The 25,923-nt window shown below is 72.6% G+C and carries 29 protein-coding genes; 18 read left to right on the plus strand and 11 right to left on the minus strand.

Going from position 1 to position 25,923, the window contains the following annotated elements:
• Positions 1 to 171 precede the first annotated feature (171 nt).
• Positions 172 to 600: an SRPBCC family protein gene (locus tag ACFWBW_RS24495; RefSeq protein WP_385375984.1), complete on the minus strand. Its 429-nt coding sequence runs from the start codon at positions 598 to 600 to the stop codon at positions 172 to 174.
• 192 nt (positions 601 to 792) lie between these two features.
• Between ACFWBW_RS24495 and ACFWBW_RS24500 the strand changes: the two genes are divergently transcribed.
• Together ACFWBW_RS24500 and ACFWBW_RS24505 are read left to right on the plus strand one after the other, a co-directional pair.
• Positions 793 to 1,752, plus strand: a complete 960-nt coding sequence (locus tag ACFWBW_RS24500; RefSeq protein WP_385375987.1) for a DMT family transporter — start codon at positions 793 to 795, stop codon at positions 1,750 to 1,752.
• A 196-nt stretch (positions 1,753 to 1,948) separates the two neighbouring features.
• A complete protein-coding gene (locus ACFWBW_RS24505) occupies positions 1,949 to 2,956 on the plus strand; it encodes a DMT family transporter (RefSeq protein WP_385376139.1) in 1,008 nt (335 codons plus the stop codon).
• On the opposite strand, the gene ACFWBW_RS24510 is transcribed toward ACFWBW_RS24505, so the two are convergent.
• Positions 2,943 to 3,674, minus strand: coding sequence for a pyridoxamine 5'-phosphate oxidase family protein (locus ACFWBW_RS24510; RefSeq protein ID WP_385375990.1), 732 nt, complete (start codon positions 3,672 to 3,674; stop codon positions 2,943 to 2,945). The two genes, ACFWBW_RS24505 and ACFWBW_RS24510, sit on opposite strands and share 14 nt — an antisense overlap.
• A gap of 37 nt (positions 3,675 to 3,711) precedes the next feature.
• On the opposite strand from ACFWBW_RS24510, the gene ACFWBW_RS24515 reads away from it, so the two are divergent.
• On the plus strand, positions 3,712 to 5,043 hold the full coding sequence (locus ACFWBW_RS24515) for an aminotransferase class I/II-fold pyridoxal phosphate-dependent enzyme (RefSeq protein ID WP_385375993.1): 1,332 nt from the start codon (positions 3,712 to 3,714) through the stop codon (positions 5,041 to 5,043).
• A gap of 151 nt (positions 5,044 to 5,194) precedes the next feature.
• Here the strand turns inward: ACFWBW_RS24515 and ACFWBW_RS24520 are convergent, their stop codons facing one another.
• Positions 5,195 to 6,193, minus strand: coding sequence for a DMT family transporter (locus ACFWBW_RS24520; protein WP_385375996.1), 999 nt, complete (start codon positions 6,191 to 6,193; stop codon positions 5,195 to 5,197).
• A 74-nt stretch (positions 6,194 to 6,267) separates the two neighbouring features.
• Between ACFWBW_RS24520 and ACFWBW_RS24525 the strand changes: the two genes are divergently transcribed.
• Positions 6,268 to 7,197: a LysR family transcriptional regulator gene (locus tag ACFWBW_RS24525; RefSeq protein WP_385375998.1), complete on the plus strand. Its 930-nt coding sequence runs from the start codon at positions 6,268 to 6,270 to the stop codon at positions 7,195 to 7,197.
• A gap of 14 nt (positions 7,198 to 7,211) precedes the next feature.
• Here the strand turns inward: ACFWBW_RS24525 and ACFWBW_RS24530 are convergent, their stop codons facing one another.
• Complete coding sequence (locus tag ACFWBW_RS24530; protein WP_385376142.1) at positions 7,212 to 7,694, minus strand: pyridoxamine 5'-phosphate oxidase family protein; 483 nt, start codon at positions 7,692 to 7,694, stop codon at positions 7,212 to 7,214.
• Between the two features lie 139 nt (positions 7,695 to 7,833).
• On the opposite strand from ACFWBW_RS24530, the gene ACFWBW_RS24535 reads away from it, so the two are divergent.
• The 9 genes from ACFWBW_RS24535 (at position 7,834) to ACFWBW_RS24575 (ending at position 15,256) form a co-directional block, all read left to right on the plus strand.
• A complete protein-coding gene (locus ACFWBW_RS24535; protein WP_385376001.1) occupies positions 7,834 to 8,448 on the plus strand; it encodes a cysteine hydrolase in 615 nt (204 codons plus the stop codon).
• A 284-nt stretch (positions 8,449 to 8,732) separates the two neighbouring features.
• The gene (locus ACFWBW_RS24540) at positions 8,733 to 9,110 is read left to right on the plus strand and encodes a hypothetical protein (RefSeq protein ID WP_385376004.1); all 378 of its coding nucleotides are present in this window, start codon (positions 8,733 to 8,735) and stop codon (positions 9,108 to 9,110) included.
• A gap of 27 nt (positions 9,111 to 9,137) precedes the next feature.
• Positions 9,138 to 9,977, plus strand: a complete 840-nt coding sequence (locus tag ACFWBW_RS24545; protein WP_385376007.1) for a HipA family kinase — start codon at positions 9,138 to 9,140, stop codon at positions 9,975 to 9,977.
• Positions 9,974 to 10,357 carry a DUF3037 domain-containing protein gene (locus ACFWBW_RS24550; RefSeq protein ID WP_385376010.1) on the plus strand — a complete coding sequence of 128 codons (384 nt, stop codon included), beginning with the start codon at positions 9,974 to 9,976 and terminating at the stop codon, positions 10,355 to 10,357. The genes ACFWBW_RS24545 and ACFWBW_RS24550 overlap by 4 nt, the downstream gene beginning before the upstream one ends.
• A 156-nt stretch (positions 10,358 to 10,513) precedes the next feature.
• Positions 10,514 to 11,275: a 3-oxoacyl-ACP reductase FabG gene (gene fabG / locus ACFWBW_RS24555; protein ID WP_385376013.1), complete on the plus strand. Its 762-nt coding sequence runs from the start codon at positions 10,514 to 10,516 to the stop codon at positions 11,273 to 11,275.
• Positions 11,276 to 11,295: 20 nt separating this feature from the next.
• A complete protein-coding gene (locus tag ACFWBW_RS24560; protein WP_385376016.1) occupies positions 11,296 to 12,057 on the plus strand; it encodes an SDR family oxidoreductase in 762 nt (253 codons plus the stop codon).
• A 152-nt stretch (positions 12,058 to 12,209) separates the two neighbouring features.
• Positions 12,210 to 13,793 (plus strand): ABC transporter substrate-binding protein, encoded by a 1,584-nt coding sequence (locus tag ACFWBW_RS24565; protein WP_385376019.1) that lies wholly within the window; start codon positions 12,210 to 12,212, stop codon positions 13,791 to 13,793.
• A gap of 197 nt (positions 13,794 to 13,990) precedes the next feature.
• A complete protein-coding gene (locus tag ACFWBW_RS24570; protein WP_385376145.1) occupies positions 13,991 to 14,659 on the plus strand; it encodes a uracil-DNA glycosylase in 669 nt (222 codons plus the stop codon).
• A 96-nt stretch (positions 14,660 to 14,755) separates the two neighbouring features.
• The gene (locus ACFWBW_RS24575) at positions 14,756 to 15,256 is read left to right on the plus strand and encodes a hypothetical protein (RefSeq protein ID WP_385376021.1); all 501 of its coding nucleotides are present in this window, start codon (positions 14,756 to 14,758) and stop codon (positions 15,254 to 15,256) included.
• Positions 15,257 to 15,296: 40 nt separating this feature from the next.
• On the opposite strand, the gene ACFWBW_RS24580 is transcribed toward ACFWBW_RS24575, so the two are convergent.
• Together ACFWBW_RS24580 and ACFWBW_RS24585 are read right to left on the minus strand one after the other, a co-directional pair.
• Entirely contained in the window at positions 15,297 to 15,866 is a 570-nt protein-coding gene (locus ACFWBW_RS24580; protein ID WP_385376024.1) for a hypothetical protein, read from the minus strand.
• 72 nt (positions 15,867 to 15,938) lie between these two features.
• Complete coding sequence (locus ACFWBW_RS24585) at positions 15,939 to 16,463, minus strand: DinB family protein (RefSeq protein WP_385376027.1); 525 nt, start codon at positions 16,461 to 16,463, stop codon at positions 15,939 to 15,941.
• A gap of 82 nt (positions 16,464 to 16,545) precedes the next feature.
• On the opposite strand from ACFWBW_RS24585, the gene ACFWBW_RS24590 reads away from it, so the two are divergent.
• The gene (locus tag ACFWBW_RS24590) at positions 16,546 to 17,451 is read left to right on the plus strand and encodes a Gfo/Idh/MocA family protein (RefSeq protein ID WP_385376029.1); all 906 of its coding nucleotides are present in this window, start codon (positions 16,546 to 16,548) and stop codon (positions 17,449 to 17,451) included.
• Between the two features lie 19 nt (positions 17,452 to 17,470).
• On the opposite strand, the gene lnt is transcribed toward ACFWBW_RS24590, so the two are convergent.
• From lnt to ACFWBW_RS24615, 5 genes are all read right to left on the minus strand, one after another.
• Entirely contained in the window at positions 17,471 to 19,033 is a 1,563-nt protein-coding gene (gene lnt, locus ACFWBW_RS24595; RefSeq protein ID WP_385376032.1) for an apolipoprotein N-acyltransferase, read from the minus strand.
• Positions 19,034 to 19,146: 113 nt separating this feature from the next.
• The gene (locus tag ACFWBW_RS24600; protein ID WP_385376034.1) at positions 19,147 to 19,626 is read right to left on the minus strand and encodes a nuclear transport factor 2 family protein; all 480 of its coding nucleotides are present in this window, start codon (positions 19,624 to 19,626) and stop codon (positions 19,147 to 19,149) included.
• Between the two features lie 69 nt (positions 19,627 to 19,695).
• A complete protein-coding gene (locus tag ACFWBW_RS24605; RefSeq protein WP_243339660.1) occupies positions 19,696 to 19,872 on the minus strand; it encodes a hypothetical protein in 177 nt (58 codons plus the stop codon).
• Positions 19,873 to 19,986: 114 nt separating this feature from the next.
• Entirely contained in the window at positions 19,987 to 20,865 is an 879-nt protein-coding gene (locus ACFWBW_RS24610; RefSeq protein ID WP_385376037.1) for an undecaprenyl-diphosphate phosphatase, read from the minus strand.
• Between the two features lie 48 nt (positions 20,866 to 20,913).
• On the minus strand, positions 20,914 to 21,651 hold the full coding sequence (locus tag ACFWBW_RS24615) for a TVP38/TMEM64 family protein (protein WP_385376040.1): 738 nt from the start codon (positions 21,649 to 21,651) through the stop codon (positions 20,914 to 20,916).
• A gap of 49 nt (positions 21,652 to 21,700) precedes the next feature.
• Between ACFWBW_RS24615 and ACFWBW_RS24620 the strand changes: the two genes are divergently transcribed.
• The 4 genes from ACFWBW_RS24620 to ACFWBW_RS24635 all read left to right on the plus strand — a co-directional run bounded on the left by ACFWBW_RS24620 (position 21,701) and on the right by ACFWBW_RS24635 (position 25,750).
• A complete protein-coding gene (locus ACFWBW_RS24620; protein WP_385376042.1) occupies positions 21,701 to 22,441 on the plus strand; it encodes a DNA alkylation repair protein in 741 nt (246 codons plus the stop codon).
• 277 nt (positions 22,442 to 22,718) lie between these two features.
• Positions 22,719 to 23,897 carry an elongation factor Tu gene (gene tuf, locus ACFWBW_RS24625; protein ID WP_385376045.1) on the plus strand — a complete coding sequence of 393 codons (1,179 nt, stop codon included), beginning with the start codon at positions 22,719 to 22,721 and terminating at the stop codon, positions 23,895 to 23,897.
• 94 nt (positions 23,898 to 23,991) lie between these two features.
• The gene (locus ACFWBW_RS24630; protein ID WP_385376048.1) at positions 23,992 to 24,891 is read left to right on the plus strand and encodes a patatin-like phospholipase family protein; all 900 of its coding nucleotides are present in this window, start codon (positions 23,992 to 23,994) and stop codon (positions 24,889 to 24,891) included.
• 67 nt (positions 24,892 to 24,958) lie between these two features.
• Positions 24,959 to 25,750 carry a spermidine synthase gene (locus tag ACFWBW_RS24635; protein WP_385376148.1) on the plus strand — a complete coding sequence of 264 codons (792 nt, stop codon included), beginning with the start codon at positions 24,959 to 24,961 and terminating at the stop codon, positions 25,748 to 25,750.
• Positions 25,751 to 25,923 lie beyond the last annotated feature (173 nt).

The raw sequence follows: 25,923 nt of genomic DNA on the forward strand, positions 1-25,923 counted from the left end.
AACCCGGATTCCCTTCCGCCGGCACCCCCCGCACCCACAAATGATGTTCTCCCCGCTGGTCTTCCTCGCGGGGCGCACCGTCATGTGGGGGTGTGCGCGTGCGCTCGTGTGCGCTCGCGCGCGTACGGACGGACTGCGTGTGCGTACGGACCTGCCCGATCGGAGCGGCGCTCAGGCGACCAGGCCGGAGAGCTTGCGGAGCGACTCGTTCAGGGCGGCGGTGGCCGAGTCCTTGAGCTTGCCCGCCATGAGGGAGACCGCGGCGCCGGTGAACTCGCCGTCGATGCGGACCGTGGTGGCCCCGCCGTCCGGGATCAGGGTGTAGCGGGTCAGGACGGCCACGCCCATCGGGCCCTTGCCGGTGATCGCGAAGACGCGCTCGTCCTCCAGCTCCGAGACGGTCCAGAGGACCTCGGCGGGGAAGCCCATCATCTTCATGTTCTCGGCGAAGGTGGAGCCCACCGCGAGGGTCTCGGGGCCGCCCTTCGGGAAGTTGGTGTGGGTCATGCTCCACTGGCCGTAAGCGTCCCAGTCGGTCAGCTGGGACCAGAGCTTCGTGGCGGACGCCTCGATGCGTGATTCCGCGGTGACTTCAGCCATGCGACCACCCCTTCTCGTCAGGTACGTGCGGCGGAAGGTAGTCCCGGCGGACGCAACATTCAAGACTGACGACCTGTCAGATATCGGGGAGCGGGGTGGGTGGGGGCCCGGACGGTGTCGGGTCGGTCTCGGGAGCGTCTCAACAGGTGTCACCGCCCTGTCGCTCCTGACCGGTCCTGTCATGATGTCCGAATGCAAGCGTCAGGGAGACATGCCGGACTGGGCCTCGCCCTCGTTTCGGCGATCGCGTTCGGTGGTTCGGGTGTGGCGGCGAAGCCGCTGATCGAGGCGGGTCTGGACCCGCTCCACATGGTCTGGCTCAGGGTGGCCGGGGCGGCGCTCGTGCTGTCCCCGCTGGCCTGGCGCCATCGCGATCTCGTACGCCGCAAACCCCTGCTGCTCGCCGGTTTCGGACTCATCGCCGTGGCCGGGGTCCAGGCCTTCTACTTCGCCTCGCTGTCCCGGATCCCGGTCGGCGTGGCCCTGCTGCTGGAGTACCTCGGCCCGGCGCTGCTGCTCGGCTGGATCCGCTTCGTGCAGCGCAGGCCCGTGACCCGGGCCGCCGCGGCCGGCGCCGCCGTGGCCGTCGTGGGCCTCGCCTGCGTGGTGCAGATCTGGGCCGGGCTCAGCCTCGACCTGCTCGGCGTGCTGCTCGGCCTCGCGGCCGCCTGCTGCCAGGCCTTCTACTTCGTCTTCGCCGACCAGGGCAGTGACGGGGACGACGTTCCCGACCCGATGGGCATGATCGCGTACGGCATGATCGTCGGCACCCTCGTGATGACCGTGATCGCCCGGCCCTGGCAGATCGACTGGCAGGTCCTGGGCGGCGACGCGGCGCTAGGGGACCTGATGGTGCCCGCGCCGGTGCTGCTCGGCTGGGTGGTGCTGATCGCGACCGTCTTCGCGTACCTGACCGGCGTGGTCTCCGTGCGCAAGCTGTCGCCGCAGGTCGCGGGCGTGGTGGCCTGTCTGGAGGCGGTCGTGGCGACCGTACTGGCCTGGGTGCTCCTCGGCGAGCACCTCTCGACCTGGCAGATCATCGGCGGTGCGCTGGTGCTGGGCGGGGCCTTCATCGCGCAGACCTCCCGGCAGGTCGCGCCCGGGACCGCGGAGCCGGTGGCGGCCCTGGACCGCGATCCGAGCAAGGTCTAGGCTCTCGATCATGCCGACGACCGTGCTTCCGCCTCCCGCCGCCTAGCGCGGGCGGCTGCCACCACGTAGGAGAAACCGGCCCGGGCCGTGACCCGGGCGGATTCGCGCTGCCCGCGAAGCGATGACCTGTTCTTTTTCATCCTTCACGCACGCGCGGAGAACTCTCGTGTCGATCCAGTCGGTCCAGTCGGACCACATGCCCGCCAACGGGCGCAGTCTGCTCTTCCTCGTCATCGCCGGAACCGCCTGGGGCACGGCGGGGGCGGCGGCCTCGCTGCTCTACCTCGCCAGTGACCTCGGCCCGCTCGCCCTGTCGTTCTGGCGGTGCGCGGGCGGGCTGGCGGTGCTGCTCGTGGTGCTCGCCGTGCGCCGTCGGCCGCGGGTTGCCGGCCGGGCCGGTGTCGTCCGGGCGGGCGCCGTCCGGGCGCGGGCCTCGGTGGGGTCGTTGATCGGGACCGGGCTGATGTTCACCCTCTTCCAGTCCGCGTACTTCGCCGCGGTGCGCGAGACCGGGCTGGCCGTGGCCACCGTGGTCACCCTCGGGTCCGGGCCCGTGCTCATCGCGCTCGGGGCCCGGTACTGGATGGGGGAGCGGCTCGGCCGGGGCGGGATCCTCGCCGTCGGCGGGGCGCTGGCCGGACTGGCCGTACTCGTCCTCGGCAGCGGCGGGGGCGAGGTGCGGCCGCTCGGCGTCGGCTGGGCACTGCTGTCGGCCGCCGGGTACGGGGCCATGACCCTGCGGGCCAGGCTGCTCGGGCGGCGCGGGACCGGCGGGGACCCGCTGGTCACCACCGTCTGGTCGGTCGGGGTGGGCACGGTGTGCCTGCTGCCTTTCGCCCTGGTGGAGGGGCTGATGCCGCACACCGCGGAGCCCGTCCGGGTGCTCTGGCTGCTCGCCTACATGGCCACCGTGCCGACCGCGCTGGCCTACGCGCTCTACTTCAGCGGGGCCGCCGCGGTGCGGGCCGCGACGGTGTCCGTGATCATGCTGATCGAGCCCGTCGGCGCGGCGGCGATCGCCGTCCTGGTGCTCGGGGAGCGGCTGACGGGGCCGGTGGCGCTGGGCACCGTACTCCTGCTGACGGCGGTGGGGGCACTGATCGCCGCCGAGTCGCGGCGCCCGGCGGACACCGGGAGCGCGCCGAAGGGCGGGCCGGAGGACCGGCCCGCCCTTGCCGGCGAGGTGGCCGTCAGAGCGCGGTGACGTAGTCCGGGACGGCGATGCCCGCGGCGAGGTCGGCGGCCGGGACCGGGGTCCCGTACGCCGGCGCGACCGGGACCACGCCCGACCAGAACGGCAGCCCCAGGTCCTCGGGGTCGTCGTTCGGCCCGCCCGTACGGAGCTTCGCGGACACCTCGTTCAGGTCGAGGCGGATCACGGCGGTGGCCGCGAGCTCCTTGGCGCTCGCCGGCCGCGAGTCGGCCGAGCGGCCCGGGACGACCTGGTCGACGAGGGCGTCGAGGGCGATCCTGCGCTCCTGCGGGTCGGTCACCTCGTAGGCGGTGCCGTGCACGACCACCGAGCGGTAGTTGAGCGAGTGGTGGAAGGCGGAGCGGGCCAGGACCAGGCCGTCGACGTGCGTCACCGTCAGGCAGACCGGCAGCCCCGGGTCGGCCTTGCGGGCGGCGAGGAGGGGGCGCGAGCCCGTGGAGCCGTGGATGTAGAGGGCCTCGCCGACCCGGCCGAAGAGGGTCGGCAGGACCACCGGGGCGCCGTCGCGGACGAAGCCGAGGTGGCAGAGGTAGGCCTGGTCGAGTATCGAGTGCACGGTCTCGCGGTCGTAGCGAGCGCGGTCGCGGGACCGGGTCGGGACGGTACGTTCGGTGGGCGCGTACCCGGTGGCAGACGCGTCTGGGGTCGCGGTCGAGGCCGCTGCCGTCGACGTCTCCGTGATGGTCTCGGGGGCAGGCGTGACGCTCATCGTGCGGACTCCGTTGTATTGGTGCATACTTGGCTTTGTGCTAGGAGAGTATCTGATCATCGGGCGGCGCGCATCGGAAATCGCCGCGAGTGTGGAAGCGGGCGTCGCCTCGGGCGCGCTCGAGCCGGGAGCGCTGTTGCCGCCGATGCGGGAGCTCGCGGGCGTGCTGGGGGTGAACCCCAACACCGTGGCTGCGGCGTACCGCACGCTGCGCGAGCGCGGGGTCATCGAGACCGACGGGCGGCGCGGCAGCCGGGTACGGGCCCGCCCGGCGACGGCGCCGCGCGACCAGCTGCGCATGGTCGTCCCGGCGGGGGTGCGCGGCATCGCCTCCGGGAACCCGGACGTACGGCTGCTGCCCGCGCTGGGCGACGCGCTGGCGGACGCGGCGCGCCGGTACGCCGCGGAGCCGACGCTCTACGGCCACGACCCGGTCGTCCCGGAGCTGGCGCGGCTCGCCAGGGCCGCCTTCGACTCGGACGGGGTGCCGGCCGGGGAGATGGCGGTGACCTCGGGCGCGCTGGACGGCATCGAACGAGTGCTGGCCGCGCACCTGCGCCCCGGGGACGCGGTGGCGGTCGAGGACCCGGGGTGGGGGAGCGTGCTCGACCTCGTCCCGGCGCTGGGGCTGCGCGTGATCCCGATGGCCGTGGATGACGACGGCCCGCTGCCCGACGCGGTGGAACGGGCGCTGGCGCAGGGGGTGCGGGCGCTGCTCGTGACGGCCCGGGCGCAGAATCCGACCGGGGCGGCGGTGAGCGCGGAACGGGCCGCGGAGCTGCGGGCGGTGCTCGCCGGGCACCCGGACGTGCTGGTCATCGACGACGACCACGGGCACGGCATCGTGGACCTGCCGCTGAACGTGCTGAGCGGCGCGACCCGCCACTGGGTGCTGATCCGCTCCACCGCGAAGGCGTACGCACCGGACCTGCGGCTCGCCGTGCTGACCGGGGACGGGGTCACGCTCGACCGGGTCCGGGGGCGGCAGCGGCTGGGCCCGGGGTGGGTGAGCAGGCTGCTGCAGTACACGGCGGTGGAGCTGTGGAAGGCCGGAGCGGTCGACCACGTGGCGGTCGCGCGGTCCTACGGGGAGCGCCGGGACGGACTGGTCGCGGAGCTGGCCCGGCGCGGGGTGCGCGCGCAGGGGCGGAGCGGGATGAACGTGTGGGTGCCCGTCGCCGAGGAGACGGCAGTGGTGACGCGCCTGCTGGGCTCGGGCTGGGCGGTCGCTCCGGGGGCCCGCTTCCGGGTGGAATCCGGGCCGGCGGTGCGGATGACGATGTCCACGCTGTCCCTGGAGGACGTACCGGGGCTGGCGGAGGCGGTGGCCGCGGCCGTCCGCCCGGCGTCCGGGGGGCGGCTGGACTGACGGCCGCCGCCCCGGCGGCCGGGGCGGACGGGCGCGTGACGGCGCCCCGGAACGGGCGGGAGCGGACGGGGGCGGACCGAGGCGGATGCGACCGAGGCGGACGGGACCGAGGCGGGCGGGACCGAGCCGGACGGGAGCGTGGCGGCGGGCCTCAGCGGCGTCGGGTCTGGGTGAGGGCCGCGCCGGCCAGGACGATGGCCGCGCCCACCGGGGTGTTCCAGTGGAGCTGCTCGTTCAGGAGGAGGACGCCCGCCGTCGTCGCGATGACCGGGATGAAGTACGTGACCATCTGTGCGGTGGTCGGGCCGATCTCCGTGACCAGGCCGTACTGCATCTGCAGCGCCATGCCCGTGCCCAGAGCCCCCAGGGCGATCACCGAGAGGGTCGGCCAGAGCGGGAACGAGGTGGGGGCCGAAGTGAACAGGGCGCTGATCGCCGCCAGTTGGATGGTGGAGACCAGGAGCTGGGCTCCGGTCAGGGCGACCGGGGAGCCCGGAGTGGCGGCCAGGGTGCGGCGGACGTAGATCCAGCCGATCGGGTAGCAGAGCGCGGCCAGCAGGGCGAGCGCGGTGCCCTTGGCGTCGAGGCCCGAGAAGCCCTGCCAGGCGCCGAGGACGGTCAGGACGCCGAGGAAGCCCAGACCCAGGCCGGCGAACCGGCGGCGCGTCGGGCGGTCCTCGGAGAGCGCGACCAGGGAGAGGGCCATGCCCCACAGCGGCGAGGTGGCGTTGCAGATGCCCGCCAGGCTGGAGGGGATGGTCAGTTCCGCGTACGCGAAGAGGGAGAACGGGGCGGTGTTGAGCAGCAGCGCCGCCACCGACAGGTGGGCCCAGGTGCGCCCGCCCCGGGGGAGCGGTTCGCGGCGGATCAGGAGCACCGTGAGCAGGGCGAGCGCGCCGAAGAAGACCCGGCCGAGGGCCACCTGGAACGGGGCGTACGCCTCCGTGCCCACCTTGATCAGCAGGAAGCTGAAGCCCCAGATCACCGAGAGGATCGCGAAGCGCAGCCGCCAGTCCAGCCGGGCGGTGGCGGGAGCCTTCGCGGTGGCGGTGGCGGTGGCGGTGGCGGTGGCGGTGGCAGTGGGGGTGGGGGCAGGGCTGGAGCTGGAGGTGGGGGACAGCGGCGGGACCGGGGTGCTGGGGGCGCTCATGACAGCAACTTTGGCCCGCGCGACCTCGTAGGACAAGCGAAAGTTGTTGGGTGCGACGTCGTAGGATTGCTTACATGTTGAACCTGGAGCGGCTGCGCACCCTCGACGCCCTCGCCCGCCACGGCTCCGTCAGCGGCGCCGCCGACGGGCTCCACGTCACCACCTCCGCCGTGTCCCAGCAGATGGCGAAGCTGGAACGGGAGGTCGGCCAGCCGCTCCTGGCCAAGAACGGGCGCGGGGTCCGGCTCACCGATGCCGGCCGGCTCCTCGCCGAGCACGCCGCCCGGATCATCTCCCAGGTCGAGCTCGCCCAGGCCGATGTCGAGGCCCGGCGCGGGTGCGCGGTCGGCGACCTGCGGATCGGCGCCTTCCCGACCGCAATGCGCGGGCTGCTGCCCCAGGTCCTGGCGGAGTTGCGCGCCGAGCACCCCGAACTGCGGCCCCGGGTACGGGAGCAGGAGCCGGAGGAGAGCATGACCGCCGTCGTGCGGGGCGACCTGGACATGGCCCTCGCCATCGACTGGCACAACAAGCGGATGCCCGTACCGGCCGAGCTCACGCGGACCCATCTCCTGGACGACTCCATGGACATCGCGGTGCCGGTGGGGCATCCGCTGGCCGGGCGTGACGGGATCTCCCTGGCCGAGTTCGGCGGTGACGACTGGATCTCCTGGACCGAGGGGCAGTTCTGCCACGAGTGGCTCGTCTCCACCCTGCGCGGTACCGGCATCGAGCCCCGGATCGCGCACATCGCGGAGGAGCACCACACCCAACTGGCCTTCGTGGAGGCCGGACTGGGCGTGTGCGTGGCTCCCCGGCTGGGACGCGGACCCGTGCCTCCGGGGGTCCGGCTGCTGCCGGTGCGCGACAGCGTCCGGCGTCACGTGTACGTCGTCTGGCGGGCGGACGCCGACCGCCGTCCGTCGATCCGGGCGGCCGTCGAGGCCTTGAGGAGGGCGGCCTCGGCCGCTGCTGGGGAGAAGGGCGCCGTGAGCTCGGCCTGACGGGCGGGAAACCCCTAGATCTTGCGGAAGTCCCAGGACACGATCGAATCCGGTGTCAGCCGGATCCAGGCGTGCCGTCCGTCGTGCGGCATCTCCGTGATCCCGAAGTTCTTGACGGGGAAGAGGCGCTCCGGTTCCGCCAGTTCCTCGCACGGCTCGCCCGTACGGGGGGCCTCGCCCACGAAGACGGCCGTGCCGGACAGTTCCACCCCGCGCAGTTCGTCGTAGGCCTCGCCGGAGTCCACGACCACCGAGACGCGGGGGTCCTTGCGGAGGTCGGACCAGCGGCGGCTGCGGGTGATCGAGTACAGCCACAGGGAGGTGCCGTCCCAGACGAACCAGAGCGCGCCCACGTGCGGGCGCCCGTCGGGGGAGACGGTGGCCACCCGGCAGGTGCGCTGCTCGCGCAGGAAGGCGTTCGTCTCCTCCTCGGTCATCATGATGCGGCGGCCCCGCCGTTGCGCCCTGTCCGCGGGAGCCCTGTCCTCGGGTTCCATGGGCGGCGTGCCGTGCACGGGTGTGCTGTCCACGGGTGTGCTGTCCACCGGTGTGCTGTCCATATGGTCCGCGCCCCTTCACATCTGACTGTGTGTCAGGAATCATGCGTGCTCTTCCGTCGCCACGCCAGGGGGAGCCATGGCCGATCTCGATCCCGCCACCACCGCACTGCTCACCGTCGAATGCCAGAACGGTGTCGTCGGCGAGGAGAGCGCCCTGCCGGAGCTGGCGAAGGAAGCGCGGGACTCCGGCATGCTGGACCGGGTCGCCGCGCTGGTCGAGGCCGCGCGCGGGGCCGGGGTGCAGGTGCTGCACGCCGTCGCCGAGCGGCGGCCGGACGGGCTCGGGGCCAACAGCAACGCCCGGCTGTTCCGGGCCGCCGACAGGCTGCCGGTGCGCCAGCTGACCGGCAGCCCGGCCGTGGAGGTCGCCGCACCCATCACCGTCGCCGAGCAGGACCTCGTGGTGCGCCGTCTGCACGGACTCTCCCCGATGGCGGGCACCGACCTGGACGCCCTGCTGCGCAACCTCGGCATCCGCACCCTCGTTGTCACCGGGGTCTCCTCCAACATCGCGATCCCGAACACCGTCTTCGACGCCGTGAACCTCGGGTACCGGGTAGTGGTCCCCTCCGACGCCATCGCCGGGGTGCCCGCCGCCTGCACCGCCGAGGTGATCCGCAACTCCCTCTCCCTCGTCGCGGCCATCACCACGGCCGAAGCCCTCCTGGCCCAGTGGGCCCCGGCGCGCTGATCTCCGTCAGCACGTAGCGCTCGTCCGGGCCGGCACCGGAGGGCCGCCGGTCAGCCGCCGGTTCGCCGCCGGGCCGCTGCCCGGCCGGGCGGGCGCGGCCGGGACGGCGACGGGTCCGCGCGGTCGCCGGCGTTGGGGATCCGTGACGTCAGGGATCCGTCACGGACCGATGTCTGGCAGTCGGAGCCTCCTCGCCCGATCATGACCGGACGGTCCTGCCGCGGGACGCGGCAGTCGGGGATCGCGTTCACGCGAAGGCCCGGTCGGAGAGGAGCGTCAGGTCCATGGAAGACGAGGCGGCGCACGCGGTGGCCACGGCCACGGCGATCGTGCATGCGGCGGCGGTCAGGCGGGCCCGGCAGGAGCAGGCCGTACGGGCGGGGGCCTGGCTCTGGGCCGGGGTCTTCCTGGCCGGCTGCCCGTCCGGTCTGTGGTGGCGGGGGGACCGGGCGAACATCCCGCTCGTCGGAGAGGTGCTCGCCGGCTGGGGGCCGGGCGCGATGCCCTATCCGACCGGCCTGATCGGGCTGCTGCTCCTGGTGTACGCGGCCCTCTTCGGGGCCGCCGGGGCGGGCGCCCTGTGGTGCGGCGCGGCGGACGTCGCCCGCCGCGTGAACCCGCTCGCGCGGTACGACCGGCCCCGGGAAAACCGTGGATCGTGAACCATGATCGCCGGATAGCCTGGATAAATGCTCACAGAAGTGATCGCGACCCGCTATGTGACGCCCCTGCGTGAGGGCGGCTCGCTCCCGGGAATCGTGGAGGCCGACGATCTCGGCACGTACGTCATGAAGTTCACCGGAGCCGGCCAGGGCCGCAAGACCCTGGTCGCCGAGGTCATCTGCGGGCGGCTGGCCCAGCGGCTGGGGCTGCGCGTCCCGCGGCTGGTGCAGATGCAGCTCGACCCGGTCATCGGGCTCGGCGAGCCCGACCAGGAGGTCCAGGAGCTGCTGAAGGCCAGCGGCGGCCTGAACCTCGGGATGGACTACCTCCCCGGCTCGATCGGCTTCGACCCGCTCGCGTACCAGGTGGACCCGGTGGAGGCGGGGCGCGTGGTCTGGTTCGACGCCCTGATCAACAACGTCGACCGGTCCTGGCGCAACCCCAACATGCTGGTCTGGCACGGGGACCTCTGGCTCATCGACCACGGCGCCACCATGATCTGGCACCACAACTGGCCCACCGCCGCGAGCGCCGCCGCCAAACCGTACAACGCCTCCGACCACGTACTGGCCCCGGTCGGCCCGGACATCGCCGCGGCGGCGGCCGCGCTCGCGCCGTTGGTCACCGAGGAACTGCTCACCGAGGTCGCCGCCGACGTGCCCGACGAGTGGCTGGTCGACGAGCCGGGCTTCGACTCCACCGACGCGCTGCGCCGCGCCTATGTAGAGGCCCTGCTGCCGCGCGCCGCCACGATCCACGAGAGGATCACGATGGAGGCCGAGGTGAAGGTCCGGTCGGGTCCGCCCGGCTGGCTCGCCGACCGCCTCGACCCCCGTCCCCGGAAGATGAAGAGCGACAGCGAGTGATCAAGCGGGACGTGTTCGAGTACGCGCTGGTGCGCGTGGTGCCCCGGATGGAGCGCGGCGAGTGTTTCAACGCCGGCGTGATCGTCTACTGCCGGGCGCGCTCCTACGTCGCCGCGCGCACCCATCTGGACGAGGCGAAGCTCCTCGCGCTGGATCCGGGGGCCGACGTGGCCGGGGTACGGGCCGCGCTGCGCGGGGTCGAGGGAGTGTGCACGGGCGGCGAGTTCGCGGGGCAGGCGGCCGGTGACGACGCGGGGCGGCGGTTCCGGTGGCTGATCGCACCGCGGAGCACCGTCGTGCAGCCCGGCCCGGTGCACATCGGCCTGACGGCCGATCCCGCCCTGGAGGTGGAGCGGCTGCTGGACCTGCTGGTCCGGTAGCCGGGCGGCGGAGCCCCGGCCGGCCGTCCGATGGCGGGGCCGGATCCGCTCCCCGTTGACACGGAGTGCCAGGGCTCCTAGCGTCTCCTCAGCTGAAGCTACTAAGCGGTTGCTCACCCCTGAGGGGCCGCTTCTTCGAGGGCGAGGAGATCCAGCATGTCCACCACCGAGCAGCGCGTCGCGATCGTGACCGGGGCGGCCCGGGGCATCGGCGCGGCCACCGCCGTACGCCTGGCCGCCGAAGGCCGGGCGGTCGCCGTCCTCGACCTGGACGAGGCGGCCTGCAAGGACACCGTGGAGACGATCACGGCGGCCGGCGGCACGGCCGTCGCGATCGGCTGCGACGTCTCCGACAGTGCGCAGGTCGAGGCGGCCGTCGAGCGGGTGGTGAGCCTGCTCGGCGCCCCGACCATCCTGGTCAACAATGCGGGTGTGCTGCGGGACAACCTGCTCTTCAAGATGAGCGACACCGACTGGGACACCGTCATGAACGTGCACCTGCGCGGGGCGTTCCTGATGTCGAAGGCCTGTCAGAAGCACATGGTGGCAGCCAAGTTCGGCCGGATCGTGAGCCTCTCCAGCAGCTCCGCGCTCGGCAACCGCGGCCAGGCCAACTACTCGGCGGCCAAGGCCGGTCTGCAGGGCTTCACCAAGACCCTGGCCATCGAGCTCGGCAAGTTCGGCATCACCGCGAACGCCGTCGCCCCCGGTTTCATCGTCACCGAGATGACCGCGCACACGGCCGCCCGGGTCGGCATGGACTTCGAGGACTTCCAGGCCGCGGCCGCCACCCAGATCCCGGTGCAGCGCGTCGGGCGTCCGGACGACGTGGCCAACGCCATCGTCTTCTTCACCGGCGAGGCCGCCGGCTTCGTCTCGGGCCAGGTCATGTACGTGGCCGGCGGCCCGCTCAGCTGAGAGAAGGCAGGGTGCACGTCATGACGTACGACGGAACGGACAGCGGCAAGGTCGCGCTGATCACCGGGGCGAGCCGGGGCATCGGCTACGGCATCGCCGAGGCCCTGGTGGCCCGCGGTGACAGGATCTGCATCACCGGACGGAACGAGGAGTCCCTCAAGGAGGCCGTCGAGCAGCTCGGTGCGGACCGGGTGATCGCGGTCGCGGGCAAGGCGCACGACGAGGCCCACCAGGCCGTCGCCGTGGAGCGCACGATGGAGGCCTTCGGCCGCGTCGACTTCCTGATCAACAACGCGGGGACCAATCCGGTCTTCGGGCCGATCGCCGACCTGGACCTCGGGGTGGCCCGCAAGGTCTTCGAGACCAACGTGATCTCGGCGCTCGGCTTCGCCCAGCGGACCTGGCACGCCTGGCAGAAGGAGAACGGCGGCGCGATCGTCAACATCGCCTCGATCGCCGGCGTCTCCGCCTCCCCCTTCATCGGGGCGTACGGGATGAGCAAGGCGGCCATGGTCAACCTGACCCTCCAGCTCGCCCACGAGATGGCGCCGGGGGTCAGGGTCAACGCGATCGCGCCCGCGGTGGTGAAGACCAGGTTCGCGCAGGCGCTCTACGAGGGCCGGGAGCAGGAGGCTGCCGCGGCCTATCCGCTGGGCCGGCTCGGGGTCCCGGAGGACATCGGAGGGGCCGCCGCTTTTCTTACATCTGCACAAGCGGAATGGATCACGGGACAAACTCTGGTCGTTGACGGGGGAATGTTCCTCAATGCCGGAGTGCACTGACCGATAATCGGACGCATTTGCCTCTCAAGAGGAGGCAAATGCGTACCGAATGTGCACGTAATCGGTCAAGTGCCTCACGAAACCTACCCATTGGTTTCGTGATGCTCTGCGGTAGGGTCTGCCGCACCCCTGGCTGATCGAGGAGCGTGCACGTGTTCAACCGGACCAGATGCCTGCAGATCACTGCGGCCGTTGCGTCCATATCCCTGCTCTCCGGATGCGGCCTGTTCTCGGACGACGGCGGCAATGGCGAACAGCGGATTGTCGTCGGAACGACGAGCGCACCCACGACCCTCGATCCGGCCGCGGCTTGGGACGGTTCCTGGGAGCTGTACCGGAACGTCTACCAGACCCTGCTGGCGTTCCCCACGGGTGCCACCAAGCCCCAGCCCGACGCCGCCCAGAGCTGCGAGTTCACCGACTCCGGGAACGAGTCGTACCGCTGCACCGTGCGCAAGGGCCTGAAGTTCTCCGACGGCGAGCCGCTGGACGCGAAGGCCGTCAAGCACTCCCTGGACCGGATCAAGACCATCGACGCCCCGTCCGGCCCCAAGGCCCTCTTCGGCAGCCTCGACAAGATCGAGACGCCGGACGCGCAGACGGTGGTCTTCCACCTGAACACCCCGGACGCCACCTTCCCCTTCGTGCTCGGCTCCCCGGCCGCCTCGCTGGTCTCGCCGAAGCAGTACCCGGCCGACAAGCTGCGCGAGGGCGACGAGGTCACCGGCTCCGGCCCGTACACCCTCGAGTCGTACAAAGAGGCCAGCGAAGCGGTCCTGAACCGCAACGAGTCCTACAACGGCTTCGCCAAGCGCCGCAACGGCGGGGCCACCATCCGCTACTTCGCGGACTCCAAGAAGATGATCGCGGCCCTCAAGGGCAAGGAGATCGACGCGACCTACCGCGGCCTCTCCGCCGAGGAGGTCAAGGACCTCCAGGCGCCCGCCTCGCACGACGCCGGCGTCCAGGTCGTCGAGAACGTCGGCGCGGAGATCCGCTACCTGATCTTCAACCCCAAGGACCAGCAGGTCGCCAAGGTCGAGGTACGCCAGGCGATCGCGCAGATCGTCGACCGCGGGGCGCTCGTCTCGAAGGTCTACCAGGGCACCGCCGAGCCGCTCTACTCGATGGTCCCCAAGGGGGTCGTGGGCCACAAGACGCCGTTCTACGACACGTACGGCCAGCCGGACGTGGCCAAGGCCAAGAAGACCCTCAAGGACGCCGGGATCCCCACGCCGGTGGACCTGACCTTCTGGTACACCACGGACCGCTACGGCGCCTCCACAGCGGACGAGTTCACCGAGCTCAAGCGCCAGCTCGACGAGAGCGGGCTCTTCAAGATCACCCTGCGCGGGCAGCCCTGGAAGGCCTTCCAGGAGGGCTACAAGAAGGGCGAGTACCCGGTCTTCGGCCGCGGTTGGTTCCCCGACTTCCCGGACCCGGACAACTTCATCGCGCCGTTCGTCGGCAAGGAGAACGCGGTCGGAACCCCCTACGAGTCCGCCGAGATCCTCAACGTCATCCTGCCCAAGTCCCGCCGCGAGAGCGACCGGTCGGCCGGCGTCCACGAGTTCGAGAAGGCCCAGAAGATCTTCGCAGAAGACGTCCGGCTGCTGCCCCTGTGGCAGGGCAAGCTGTACGTCGCCGCCCGCGAAGACATCGCCGGCGCGGAGCGCGCGCTCGACCCGCAGACCGTCATGCAGCTGTGGGAGCTGTACCGCAAGACCAGCTGGTAGCAGGCCCGTACGCCGCCGCGCCCGTCCGCACCGCCCACCCGGGCGGGGTGGGCGGGCGCCGCGTTGTCAGTGGCCACCGGTAAGTTCTTGATCCGTCGCACGAAGCAGTTGTGCGAGCGCGCATGCGTGCAGACCGCGCAGGCGCGCGGACGTGATGTCCCGAACAACGTGTACCGGAGGTTGTCGCCGTGACCCAGATGCTGCCCGAGTCCTGGCTCCCCGTCCTCGGCGGGGAGCTGGACCAGCCCTACTTCAAAGAACTCACCGAGTTCGTCGAGAAGGAGCGGGCGAACGGGCCGGTCTACCCGCCCCGAGAGCAGGTCTTCGCCGCGCTGGAGGCCACCGCGTTCGACGAGGTGAAGGTACTGGTCCTCGGCCAGGACCCGTACCACGGCGCCGGCCAGGGCCACGGGCTGTGCTTCTCCGTGCAGCCGGGCGTGAAGACCCCGCCCTCGCTGCGCAACATCTACAAGGAGATGCAGGCCGAGCTGGGCACCCCCGTCCCGGACAACGGCTATCTGATGCCGTGGGCCGAGCAGGGCGTCCTGCTGCTCAACGCGGTGCTCACCGTCCGCGAGGCGGAGCCCAACTCGCACAAGGGCAAGGGCTGGGAGAAGTTCACCGACGCGGTGATCCGTGCGGTGGCCGCGCGCCCCGACCCGGCCGTCTTCGTCCTCTGGGGGGCGTATGCGCAGAAGAAGCTCCCGCTGATCGACGAGGAGCGGCACGCCGTCGTCAAGGGCGCCCACCCCTCCCCGCTGTCGGCCAAGAAGTTCTTCGGCTCCCGCCCGTTCACCCAGATCAACGAGGCCGTCGCCGCCCAGGGCCATGCGCCGATCGACTGGCGGATCCCGGACCTGGGCTGACGCCCGACCGCGCCTAGGCGGCATTGCCGGTGCCTCCGGCTAGCGTCTTGATGATCAGACCGGAGCAGGTCTGACAGGAACAAGCCGGAGGCCGCGTTGACGGAGCAGCAGGAGGCGTCCGAGGACGCCGTCATGACCAGGATCGGCCAGGCGGCCATCCTGCTGCACGCAGGCGACCGCGAGGAGGCCCGCAACCGGCTCGGCGAGATCTGGTCGGAGATCGCCGCGGAGGGCGACTCCCTGCACCGCTGCACGCTCGCGCACTACCTTGCCGACGCGCAGGACGACCCCGCCGAGGAGCTGGCCTGGGACCTGCGGGCACTGGCCGCCGCGCACTGCGACGCAGACGGTCCCGGTACGCCCTCGGCCGTCCGGGTCTTCTACCCGTCGCTGCACCTGAGCCTGGCCGCCGACTACGTGAAGCTACGGCGCCCGGAGGCGGCCCGCATCCACCTGGCGCGGGCCCGCGCCGCCACCGGGGTCCTGGCCGACGACGGGTACGGGAACGGCGTACGGGCCGCCATCGCCCGCCTGGAGCACCGACTGGCGACGGAACCGGGGGAGGGGCCCCGACCGTTCCCGGAGCAGAACCAGTAGCGGGAGCAGGTCCCGGCCGGTGTGGGCCGGCAGGTGCGGGTCAGCCGCCCTGGACGCCCGCGCAGATGCGGGCCTCCGGGCTGTCCGGGTGCCAGCGCCCGTGCCGGCGGCCCAGCGCGCACACGTCGGCCGGCCGCACCGGCAGCTCCCGCACCAGCTCGCGCGGCACCTCGCCGCCCCCGGATCGGGGCCGGTCCGGGCGCTGCCCGCCCGGACGCCCGTCGGCGTGGTCGTGGTGAGCGCCGCGCCGGCGGGGCTCCGGGATGTCCGGGACCGGCGCAGTCGCCGCCGGGGCCGCCCGGGCTCCCGCCCGGCCGTCTCCCGCGGCCGGGACTCCGGCCCGCGGGACGGCGGCCCGGCCCGAAGCGGAGGGCGCCGGCCCGGCCGGCCGTCCCGGCACCGCCTCCAGCGCCTCCAGGGCGGGGGCCCGGACGACCACCGGCGCGGCCCCCGGCCCGCCGCGCGGCTCGTGCCTGGGCGGCGCACCCGGGGTGCCGGGGGCGGCCGCCGGCTGCAGGGGTGCCGGGGTCACGTTCACGCAGCCGGAGACGGCCGAGACCGCACAGGCGACGCCGAGCAGCAGCTTTGTCGTGGTTCGGGTTGGATGCACTCACACAACTCTGCTGTGCGAGGCCCCCCTTGCGAAAATCCGGAGCCGATATTCACCCCGCACGGGTGACGGCTACTCGCCCGTGGCGCCGTCGATGTGCTCCCGCAGCAGGTCCGCGTGGCCGTTGTGGCGCGCGTACTCCTCGATCATGTGGTTGTAAACCCAGCGCAGGCTGAACACCTCGCCCCGGCGGTGGCTCTCGGGCTTCGAGGCGAGGTCCAGGGAGCGGCCTGCCGCGGCCTGCCGGGCCAGCTCGATCTCGGTCTGCCACACCCGCTCGGCCTCGGCCCAGGTGTCCTTGTCCGTGAAGTGGAAGTCCCCGTCCGGGTTTTCGCTGTCGCAGTACAGCTCGGGCAGCTCCTCGTCCAGCATGATCTCCCGGAACCAGTACCGCTCCACCTCGGCCATGTGCCGCACGAGCCCCAGCAGGCTCAGTCCGGAAGGCAGCAGCGGGGTGGTGCGCAACTGCGCGTCGGACAGCCCCTCGCATTTCCAGGCCAGGGTGGAGCGGTGGTAGTCGAGCCAGCCGTCGAGCATCTCGCGCTCGTCGGCCGTGGTGGAAGGTTCGGAACGGTGGGATCCATCACTGATCGTCATGGGCTCCATCCTGGTCGAACACGAGGGTGGTCACCACCGATTAGGCTGCGTACTCCCACAAGGAACAAACCTGGAGGTCCCGGTGAAGGTCGGCTGTATCGGACTCGGCGACATCGCGCAGAAGGCGTACCTGCCCGTCCTGACCACCCGCCCGGGGCTCGAACTGCACCTGCAGACCCGGACCCCGGCCACCCTCGAGCGGGTCGGCTCCCAGCACCGCGTCCCGGCCGAACACCTGCACACCGACCTCGACTCGCTGCTCGCGCAGAAGCTCGACGCGGCCTTCGTGCACGCACCGACCGCCGTCCACCCCGAGATCGTGGAACGGCTGCTGGAAGCGGGCGTGCCGACGTACGTCGACAAGCCGATCGCCTACGAGCTCGCGGAATCGCGCCGCCTGGTCGAACTGGCCGAAGAACGCGGGGTCTCCCTCGCCGTCGGCTTCAACCGCCGCCACGCGCCCGGCTACGCGCAGTGCGCCGACCACGCGCGCGACCTGATCGTCATGCAGAAGAACCGGGTCGGCCTGCCCGAGGACGTACGGACCTTCGTCCTGGACGACTTCATCCACGTCGTCGACACCCTGCGCTTCCTGCTGCCCGGCGAGGCCGACCAGGTCGACGTACGGGCAGTGGTGCGGGACGGCCTGATGAGCCAGGTCGTGCTCCAGCTGTCCGGTACGGGCTTCACCGCGCTCGGGATCATGAACCGCCTCTCCGGTTCCACGGAGGAGGTGCTGGAAGTCTCCGGGCAGGACACCAAGCGCCAGGTCGTGAACCTCGCGGAGGTCATCGACCACAAGGGCCAGCCCACGGTCCGGCGGCGCGGGGACTGGGTGTCGGTGGCCCGCCAGCGCGGCATCGAGCAGGTCGTCGACGCCTTCCTGGAGGCCGTGGCCGCGGGCACGACCCTCAGCGCGCGCGACGCCCTGCTGACCCACGAACTGTGCGAGCGGGTGGTGAGGTCCGCTCTGGAGCAGGCGTCCTGAGCGGCCGCGGCGCAGGCGGCTACCCGGTCGGCGTCCGCGGTGTCCCGACGGGTGCCCCGGCCGGTTTCCCGAGCCGCACGGAGCGGGCGCCCGCAGCCGCGCAGTGGACGGCCAGAGCGGCCAGCGCGGCGCCCACCGGCCAGTCCCCGAAGCGGACGTACAGGGTCGTGCCCCGCGCCAGCGGGACCTCGTACACCCGCGCCGTGCTCGCCGAAGCGGACAGCACCGGCCCGATCCGCTCGCCGGACGGGCCGTGCACCGCGCTGATGCCGGTGAGGGTGGAGTGGACCTCGGGGCGGCCGGTCTCGGCGGCGCGCAGCGCGGACAGCGAGGCGTGCTGCGCCGGGGCCCAGCTGTCCTGGAAGGTGGAGGTGGCCGACTGGTCGACCAGCAGGGCGGCACCCTCGCGGACGAGGTGGCGGCTCATGTCCGGGAACGCCGACTCGAAGCAGACCAGCGGGCCGAGGCGGACGTCCGCCCGGCCGGGCAGGTCCATCAGGACCGGCGCCTCGCCCGGAACGCGGTTCTCCTCGGCCGCCTTGCCGACCGAGGTGGCCCAGCCCAGCAGCTCACGGGCCGGCACGTACTCCCCGAACGGGACCAGGCGCATCTTGTCGTACCGGTCACCGGTCGGGCCCCCGGGACCGACGAGCACCGCCGATTTGCGGATCCCGGGCCGGTCGGCGGCCCGCGCGTCCACGTTGACCAGCAGCGGAGCCCCCACCCGCGCCGACAGGGCGGCGAGCCGCCGGGCCAGGTCCGGGCGGGCCGTCAGGTCCGCGCCGACACTGCTCTCCCCCCACACCACCAGGTCCGGGCGGAGCCCGGCCAGGGTCACGGTCAGTTGCTCCCCGACGGCGAACCGCCGCTCCGCACTGTCCGGGCCGTCCGGGAGCGGACCCGGCTGTACGAGAGCCACGTGCAGCGAGCCCGCCGGCTCCGGGCGCGGAGCCCACAGCCACACCACCCCCGTCAGCACCGCGCAGCCCGTCACCCCGGCCAGCGCCGGCATCCGCGCCCCCGGCGCGGTGATCAGCAGGACCAGCGCGCAGTTCACCGCCACGACCAGCAGGCCGACCAGCCAGACCCCGCCCACCGAAGCCACCCGCAGCGCGGGCGCCACCTGCCACTGACTGGCACCGAGCAGCCCCCACGGCCCGCCCAGCCCCTGCCAGGACCGTCCCAGCTCCGACAGCAGCCAGCCCGCCGGTACGAGGACCAGCGCGGCCGCCGCCCGGCCCGGCCCCGGGGTCCGGCCGAGCAGCTCCCGCACCAGCAGCGCCCAGGGAATCCAGAGCAGGCCCACGAGCGCCGCCACGGCGAGGAGGAACACGTGCAGGCTGGGCAGCAGCCAGTGGTGGACGGCGAAGACGAAGCCGGCGCCCCCGAGCCAGCCTTCCAGAGCCGCGCGCCGGCCGGTGGGGGCCGACCTCAGCAGCAGGATCCAGGGCACGAGGGCGACGTAGGCGAACCACCACAGCGCGGGGGCGGGGAAGGCGAGGCAGGGCAGGGCTCCCGCTGTGACCGCCGCCGGCGCGCGCCACCACGGAACCCGCTTCGAGACCTCCGGGACCGTCAGCATTTCGTAGGGCCTCCGCTTCCAGGATGGAACAGCCCTGCCCGTCGGACCATTCACCCGTCGAACCATCCGCCCGTCGGCACATGCGTCCGTCGGCCCATGCGTCCGTCGAAGCATCAGAACGACATGTGCCGCCACTTCTCGTGGACGGTGACCCGCGAGAGCCGCCAGCCGGACCGGGCGGTACGGGTCACGGCGAAGGTGTAGCGGCCCGCGGCGACGAAGTTGGGCGCGGTGACGGCGGGGCCGCCCTCGTCGGGCTCTTCCCCGGCCAGCCGCATGGGATTGAGGAAGTCGGCCCGGACCTCGGCCGTGTCACCGGGGGAGCCGCCCTGGTCCGCGATCCGGATCAGCCGGTTGACGATGAGGTGCTGGCGCACCGGGAACAGCTTCATCGTCTCCGCGAGCCAGTCCGCGACCTCCCCGGCCGGGCCCTCGATCCCGCCGGCCGAGGCGTAGTCGGCCCGCCCGCCCGGGGCGAACAAGGCGCGGTACGCGTCCCAGTCGCCGTCGTCCACGGCGATGGCGTACCCCGTGACCAGCTCGTCGATCGCCAGTCGGTCCATCACGCCCGCAAGGTCCACACGCTGCGTCATCGGGTCAGTGTGCGGGCGCGGGGCGTGGAGGCCAAGGGGCGTGCGCGGCCCGGATCTTCCGGCCCCGGGTCAGTGTCCGGAACGCGCCTCCCGGGGACGGACCACCACGAGGTACGCGTCGCTGGCCAGATCCATCACCACCTCCGCGGGCACGCCCTCGCGCATCCGCTGCGCCGCGTACTCCTCGGCCGGCCAACTCCCCCTCGGACTTCCGGCCGGAAACCGCTCCAGCACCACTCGACCCATGGGACACCCCCTGCTGCTCGCCTTCAGGTCTCTTCCAGCACAACGACGCGAAGGCCGCCCGGGAACGTTCCCGGGCGGCCCTTCGATTCACGCGGAGCGGTGAGCGCAGCCGTACTAGCCGGCCGATTCGCCGGCGTGGGGGCTGAGGACGCCCATGCCGATCAGGACGAACAGCAGGATGCCGAGCAGCACCCGGTAGATCACGAACGGCATGAAGCTCTTGCTGGAGATGAACTTCATGAACCAGGCGATGACCGCGTAGCCGACGAGGAAGGCGACGACCGTGGCGAAGATCGTCTGAGGCCACTCGATGTGCCCCGGGTCCTCCATCACGTCCTTGATCTCGTACAGGCCCGATGCCAGTACGGCCGGGATGGCGAGGAGGAAGGAGTAGCGGGCCGCCGCCTCGCGGGTGAAGCCCAGCAGCAGACCGCCGGAGAGCGTGGCACCCGACCGGGACACACCCGGGATCAGTGCCATCGCCTGGCAGAGGCCGAAGATGAGGCCGTCCTTGACGCCCAGCTCCTTCAGGGTCTTGCGCTCGCGGACGACCCGGTGCCGGCCGCCCTCCTCGTCGCGCGCCGCCAGCCGGTCGGCGAAGCCGAGCACGAGGCCCATCACGATGAGGGTGGTGGCGATCAGCCGCAGATCGCGGAACGGGCCCTCGATCTGGTCTTTGAAGGCGAGGCCGAGGACACCGATCGGAATCGAGCCGACGATCACCAGCCAGCCCATCTTGGCTTCCTGCTCGGAGCGCAGCGCCTTCGTGTACAGCGAGCGGAACCAGGTGGAGACGATCTTCGCGATGTCCTTGCGGAAGTAGATCAGTACGGCGGCTTCGGTGCCGATCTGCGTGATGGCGGTGAAGGCCGCTCCCGGATCGTGCCAGCCGGCGAACGCCGCGGTCAGCCGCAGGTGGGCGCTGGAGGAGATCGGGAGGAATTCCGTAAGTCCTTGGACGAGACCGAGGATGAGGGATTCGATCCAGTTCATGTCGGGGTGCGCTCGTCCTTGTGATCGTTGGGCAGTTCGGGTCCGATGCTAGGGCCCGTGGGGTGCCGCCGTGACCACAGGGGGGTGTACGGCCGTCAGTTCCCGCGCCGGCACGGGCCGCTCGGGCCCCCGCACGGGCGCCAGCCGGTGCCGCTTGCGCCAGGCGACGACCGACGCACCCACCGCGGAGAGGGCGATGAAGCCGAACGATGCGAGGAACGCGGGGGAGGTCGGGGAGGAGGCGCTGGCCCCCGCGATCACGTACGCGGCGGTGTTCGGGACCACGCCGATCGCGGTGGCGAGCAGGAAGGGGAGCCAGCCGCAGCGGGACAGCGCGGCGGCGTAGTTGGCCATCGCGAAGGGCAGACCGGGGAAGATCCGGACCGCCAGCATCGAGCGGAAGCCGTGCCGGGCCAGCTGGTCGTCGGCCGCCTGCAGCCAGCGGCCGCGTATCAGCGGACGCAGGGCGTCACGGCCCATCATCCGGCCGAGGCCGAAGGCGATCCCCGCACCGATGACCGAGCCGCCGACCGCCGCGACCAGGCCGAACTGGGAGCCGAAGAGGGCCCCGGAGGCCAGGTTCAGCAGGGGCCGCGGCACCAGGGCGGCCGTGCACACCCCGTACGCCGCGGCGAAGAGCAGGACCGCAGTGCCCACCGGGAGTCCCGGGGGCCAGCCCTCCGCGAGCAGCCGCTGGGGCTCGTACAGCACGACGCAGACGCCGGCCGCGAGGAGCAGCACGACGAGCAGCGAGAGCCGGGTCCACGGCGCGAGGAGGAGGGACATTCCGGGAGACTAACCGACCCCCCTGTCCGAGCGCCGTAATCTGGGCCTCATGCAGCCGAACGACCGGCGGCCTCCACGGGCCGCGCACAGCGACCTCGCCGAGCTGTTGGTGGCACGGCTCACGCGGTCCTACGGCGCCGCCGCCGACGCCGGGCGGGCCGGGCCCATGGCCGCGTACATGAAGGACGTCGCTCCCTTCCTCGGGATCCCCACCCCGCTGCGCCGCGAGCTGTCGAGGGCCGTGACCAAGGACACCCCGAAACCGTCCGAAGCGGACTGCGCGGCCCTCGCGCTGCGCTGCTGGGAGCTGTCGGAGCGTGAATACCGGTACTTCGCCGTCGACTACCTGCGCCGGCACGTCTCCCGCTGCTCCTCCGGCTTCCTGCCCGTGGTCCGGCACCTGATCGTGACCGTCCCCTGGTGGGACACCGTCGACCTGCTCGCCGCGCACACCGTCGGCCCGCTCGTGGCGGCGGACCCGGCGCTCGCCGCCGTCATGGACGAGTGGATCGAGGACGAGGACCTGTGGGTGGCCCGCACCGCCCTGCTCCACCAGCTCCGGTACAAGTCCGCGACCGACACCGAGCGGCTCTTCGCCTACTGCCGCCGCCAGAGCGGCCACCCCGACTTCTTCGTCCGCAAGGCCATCGGCTGGTGCCTGCGCGAGTACGCCAAGACGGACCCCGGCGCCGTGCGCGCCTTCGTCACCGCCGAGCGGCAGTCGCTGTCCCCGCTCTCGGTGCGCGAGGCGCTCAAGAACATCGGCGAAGTCCGGCCCGCCGCCGCGTAATTCGGCCGCCGCGTAATTCGCTGGCCCCGGCGCACACGGTCCGGCAGGATCGACCGCATGTCCAGGCACGCCTTCCCCGCAGCGCCGTCCGCAGTCGCGGACGCGCCGAAGGCTGCCGTCCCCGCACAGCTCGCCGCAGGCGAAGCCGCATTCGACGGCGCATTCGGCGGCGCACGAAGCTGACCCTTCCCGGAACGTCCGGCGGACCCCGCAGGGGGAGGGTCGGTTCGCTCAGGGGGTCCCGTATTTCCAGCTTCGGACCACACGGGAAGACATCATGGCCAAGACGGCCTTCGTGCGCACCAAGCCGCACCTGAACATCGGCACCATGGGTCACGTCGACCACGGCAAGACGACGCTGACCGCCGCCATCACCAAGGTCCTCGCCGAGCGCGGCGGCGCCTCCTTCGTGCCGTTCGACAGGATCGACCGGGCCCCCGAGGAGGCCCGGCGCGGCATCACCATCAACCTCACGCACGTCGAGTACGAGACCGACACCCGCCACTACGCCCACGTGGACATGCCCGGTCACGCGGACTACGTCAAGAACATGGTCACGGGCGCGGCCCAACTCGACGGGGCGATCCTCGTCGTCTCCGCCCTCGACGGGGTCATGCCGCAGACCGCCGAGCACGTGCTCCTCGCCCGGCAGGTCGGCGTGGACCACATCGTCGTCGCGCTGAACAAGGCCGACGCCGGGGACCCCGAGCTCACCGACCTCGTCGAACTGGAGGTCCGCGAGCTGCTCACCGCGAACGGCTACGGCGGGGACGGCGCCCCGGTCGTACGGGTCTCCGGGCTCGGGGCGCTGGACGGCGACCCGCGCTGGACCGCGTCGATCGAGGCCCTGCTCGACGCCGTGGACACGTACGTGCCCATGCCCGTGCGGTACACCGACGCGCCCTTCCTGATGCCGGTCGAGAACGTCCTGACCATCACCGGGCGCGGCACCGTCGTCACCGGCGCCGTCGAGCGGGGCACCGTGACCATGGGCGACCGCGTCGCGCTGCTCGGCGGCGACGGCGAGGCCGTGGAGTCCGTGGTCACCGGGCTGGAGACCTTCGGGAAGCCGATGGACTCCGCCGAGGCCGGCGACAACGTCGCGCTGCTGCTGCGCGGGGTGCCGCGCGACGCGGTGCGCCGCGGCGACGTGGTGGCCGCGCCCGGCAGCGTCGTACCGAGGCGCCGCTTCACGGCGCGGGTGTACGTGCTGTCCGCCCGCGAGGGCGGCCGCACCACGCCCGTGGCGACCGGCTACCGGCCCCAGTTCTACATCCGCACCGCCGACGTGGTGGGCAACGTGGACCTGGGAGAGGCGGGCCTTGCCCGGCCGGGGGACACGGTCACCATGACCGTGGAGCTCGGGCGGGACGTCCCGCTGGAGAGCGGGCTCGGCTTCGCGATCCGCGAGGGCGGGCGCACCGTCGGGGCCGGGACGGTCACCGAGGTCGGGTAGCGGCCCGGGGCGGCCGGGCAGGACCCGCTGTGGTGGCGGTGGTCGGCTTGCGCCAGACTGCCGTCACCACTGGCATGCGGGGAGGGAGCAGTTCGTGGAAGACGGCAGCACGGGTGAGGGCGATGGCGTCGGCGGCGGGGAACGCAAGGGCACGGCCCTGGTGCTCGGCGGCGGCGGGCTGACCGGCGTCGGCTGGGAGGCCGGGATGCTCTACGGGCTCGCCCGCGCGGGCGTCGACCTCACCGGAGCCGACCTCGTCGTCGGGACCTCGGCCGGCTCGGTCGTCGGCGCGCAGCTCACCTCAGGACTCCTCACTCCGCAGGAACTGTACGAGCGCCAGCTCGGCGACCCCGGCGGGGAGCTCCCCGCGAAGCTGGGGGCCTCCCTGATCGGGCGGTACGCCGTCGCGATGGTGCGCTCCCGCGACGCGAAGTCCTACCGGCGCCGGATCGGTGCCTTCGCGCTCGCCGCCGCCACGGAGCCGGAGGCGGTGCGCCGCAAGGTGCTGGAAGCCCGGCTGGTGTCGCACGACTGGCCCGAGCGGCGCCTCGTCGTCGCGGCGGTGGACGCAACCACCGGTGAGCTCGCCGCCTTCGAGCGCGGGAGCGCGGCCGGGCTGGTCGACGCCGTCTCGGCGAGCTGCGCCGTACCCGGGGTGTGGCCGCCCGTGACGGTCGCGGGGCGGCGGTTCATCGACGGCGGGATCCGCTCCGCGACCAACGCCGACCTGGCCTCCGGCTACGCGCGCGTGGTGATCCTCGCGCCGATGGCCACGGGCGCCGGGCTGATCCCCTCGCCCGCGGCGCAGGCCGCACGGCTGCGGGAGGCCGGGGCGAAGGTGCTGCTGATCACCCCGTCGCCGCAGGCCCGCAAGGTCTTCGGACGCAACGTACTGGACCCCGCGCGCCGCGATCCCGCCGCCCGGGCAGGGCTGGAGCAGGCCGCCGGGCACGTGGAGCAGGCGCGCGAGGTGTGGGCGGCTCCGGGGGCCTGACAATGGTCCGGTGAGTGACGAACAGATCCCGGTGATCCGGGACGTGGCCCAGGGCACCGCCAAACTGATGCCGGACATCGACCGGGAGCGGGCCTGGCTGCTCACCGTGGACGGGGCGCCGCAGTCGTACGTGGACCTCGACGAACCGGAGCACCTGGAGTTCGAGTACGTACGACGCCTCGCGCACGTCCTGGACTGCGCGGGCGAGCCGGGGGCCGCGCTGGACCTGCTGCACCTGGGCGGCGGCGCGCTGACCCTGCCGCGGTACGCGGCGGCGGGCCGGCCGGGGTCGCGCCAGGACGTGGTCGAGTTCGACGCCGGGCTCGTCGCGCTGGTCGGGGAGTTCCTGCCGGTGGCGCCCGGGAGCGGGATCACGGTGCACGTCGCCGACGCGCGGGCCTGGCTGGCCGGGGCGCCGGACGCGAGCGCGGACGTGGTGGTGGGGGACGTCTTCGGCGGATCCCGCGTGCCCGCTTCGCTGGCCTCGGTGGAGTACGCGCGCGAGGTGGCCCGGGTGCTGCGGCCCGGCGGGGTGTACGTGGCGAACCTCGCCGACGGGGCGCCGTTCGCGTTCCTGCGGGGGCAGCTCGCGAACTTCGGGGCGGTCTTCGGGGAGCTGGCGCTGATCGCGGAGCCGGGGGTGCTGCGCGGGCGGCGCTTCGGGAACGCCGTGCTGCTGGCTTCGCAGCGGGAGCTGCCGGTGGCGGAGCTGTCGCGGGTGTGCGCGGGTGACGCGTTTCCGGCGCGGGTCGAGGTGGGGGCGGCCCTCGCGCGGCTGATGCGGGGGGCTCTGCCGGTGGCCGACGCCGATGCGGTGGCTTCGCCCGAGCCGCCGGAGGGGGCGTTCAGCCTCGGCTGAGGGGGGCTTGCCGGCCGGGCGCTGTGCGGAGCCGGTCCCCTGCCCGCCCTTCCACCGTCCCCGGGGGTCAGCCCCCGGCCCCGGGCCTCCAACACCGGCTGGGGTTGGGGGGGGGGGGATTGGGGCTGTCCGGATCGGGTTGGTGGAGTTCGGGGAATGGACGGGTGGTTGGT

This window comes from Streptomyces sp. NPDC059957 (assembly GCF_042730015.1).
Classification (GTDB): Bacteria; Actinomycetota; Actinomycetes; order Streptomycetales; family Streptomycetaceae; genus Streptomyces.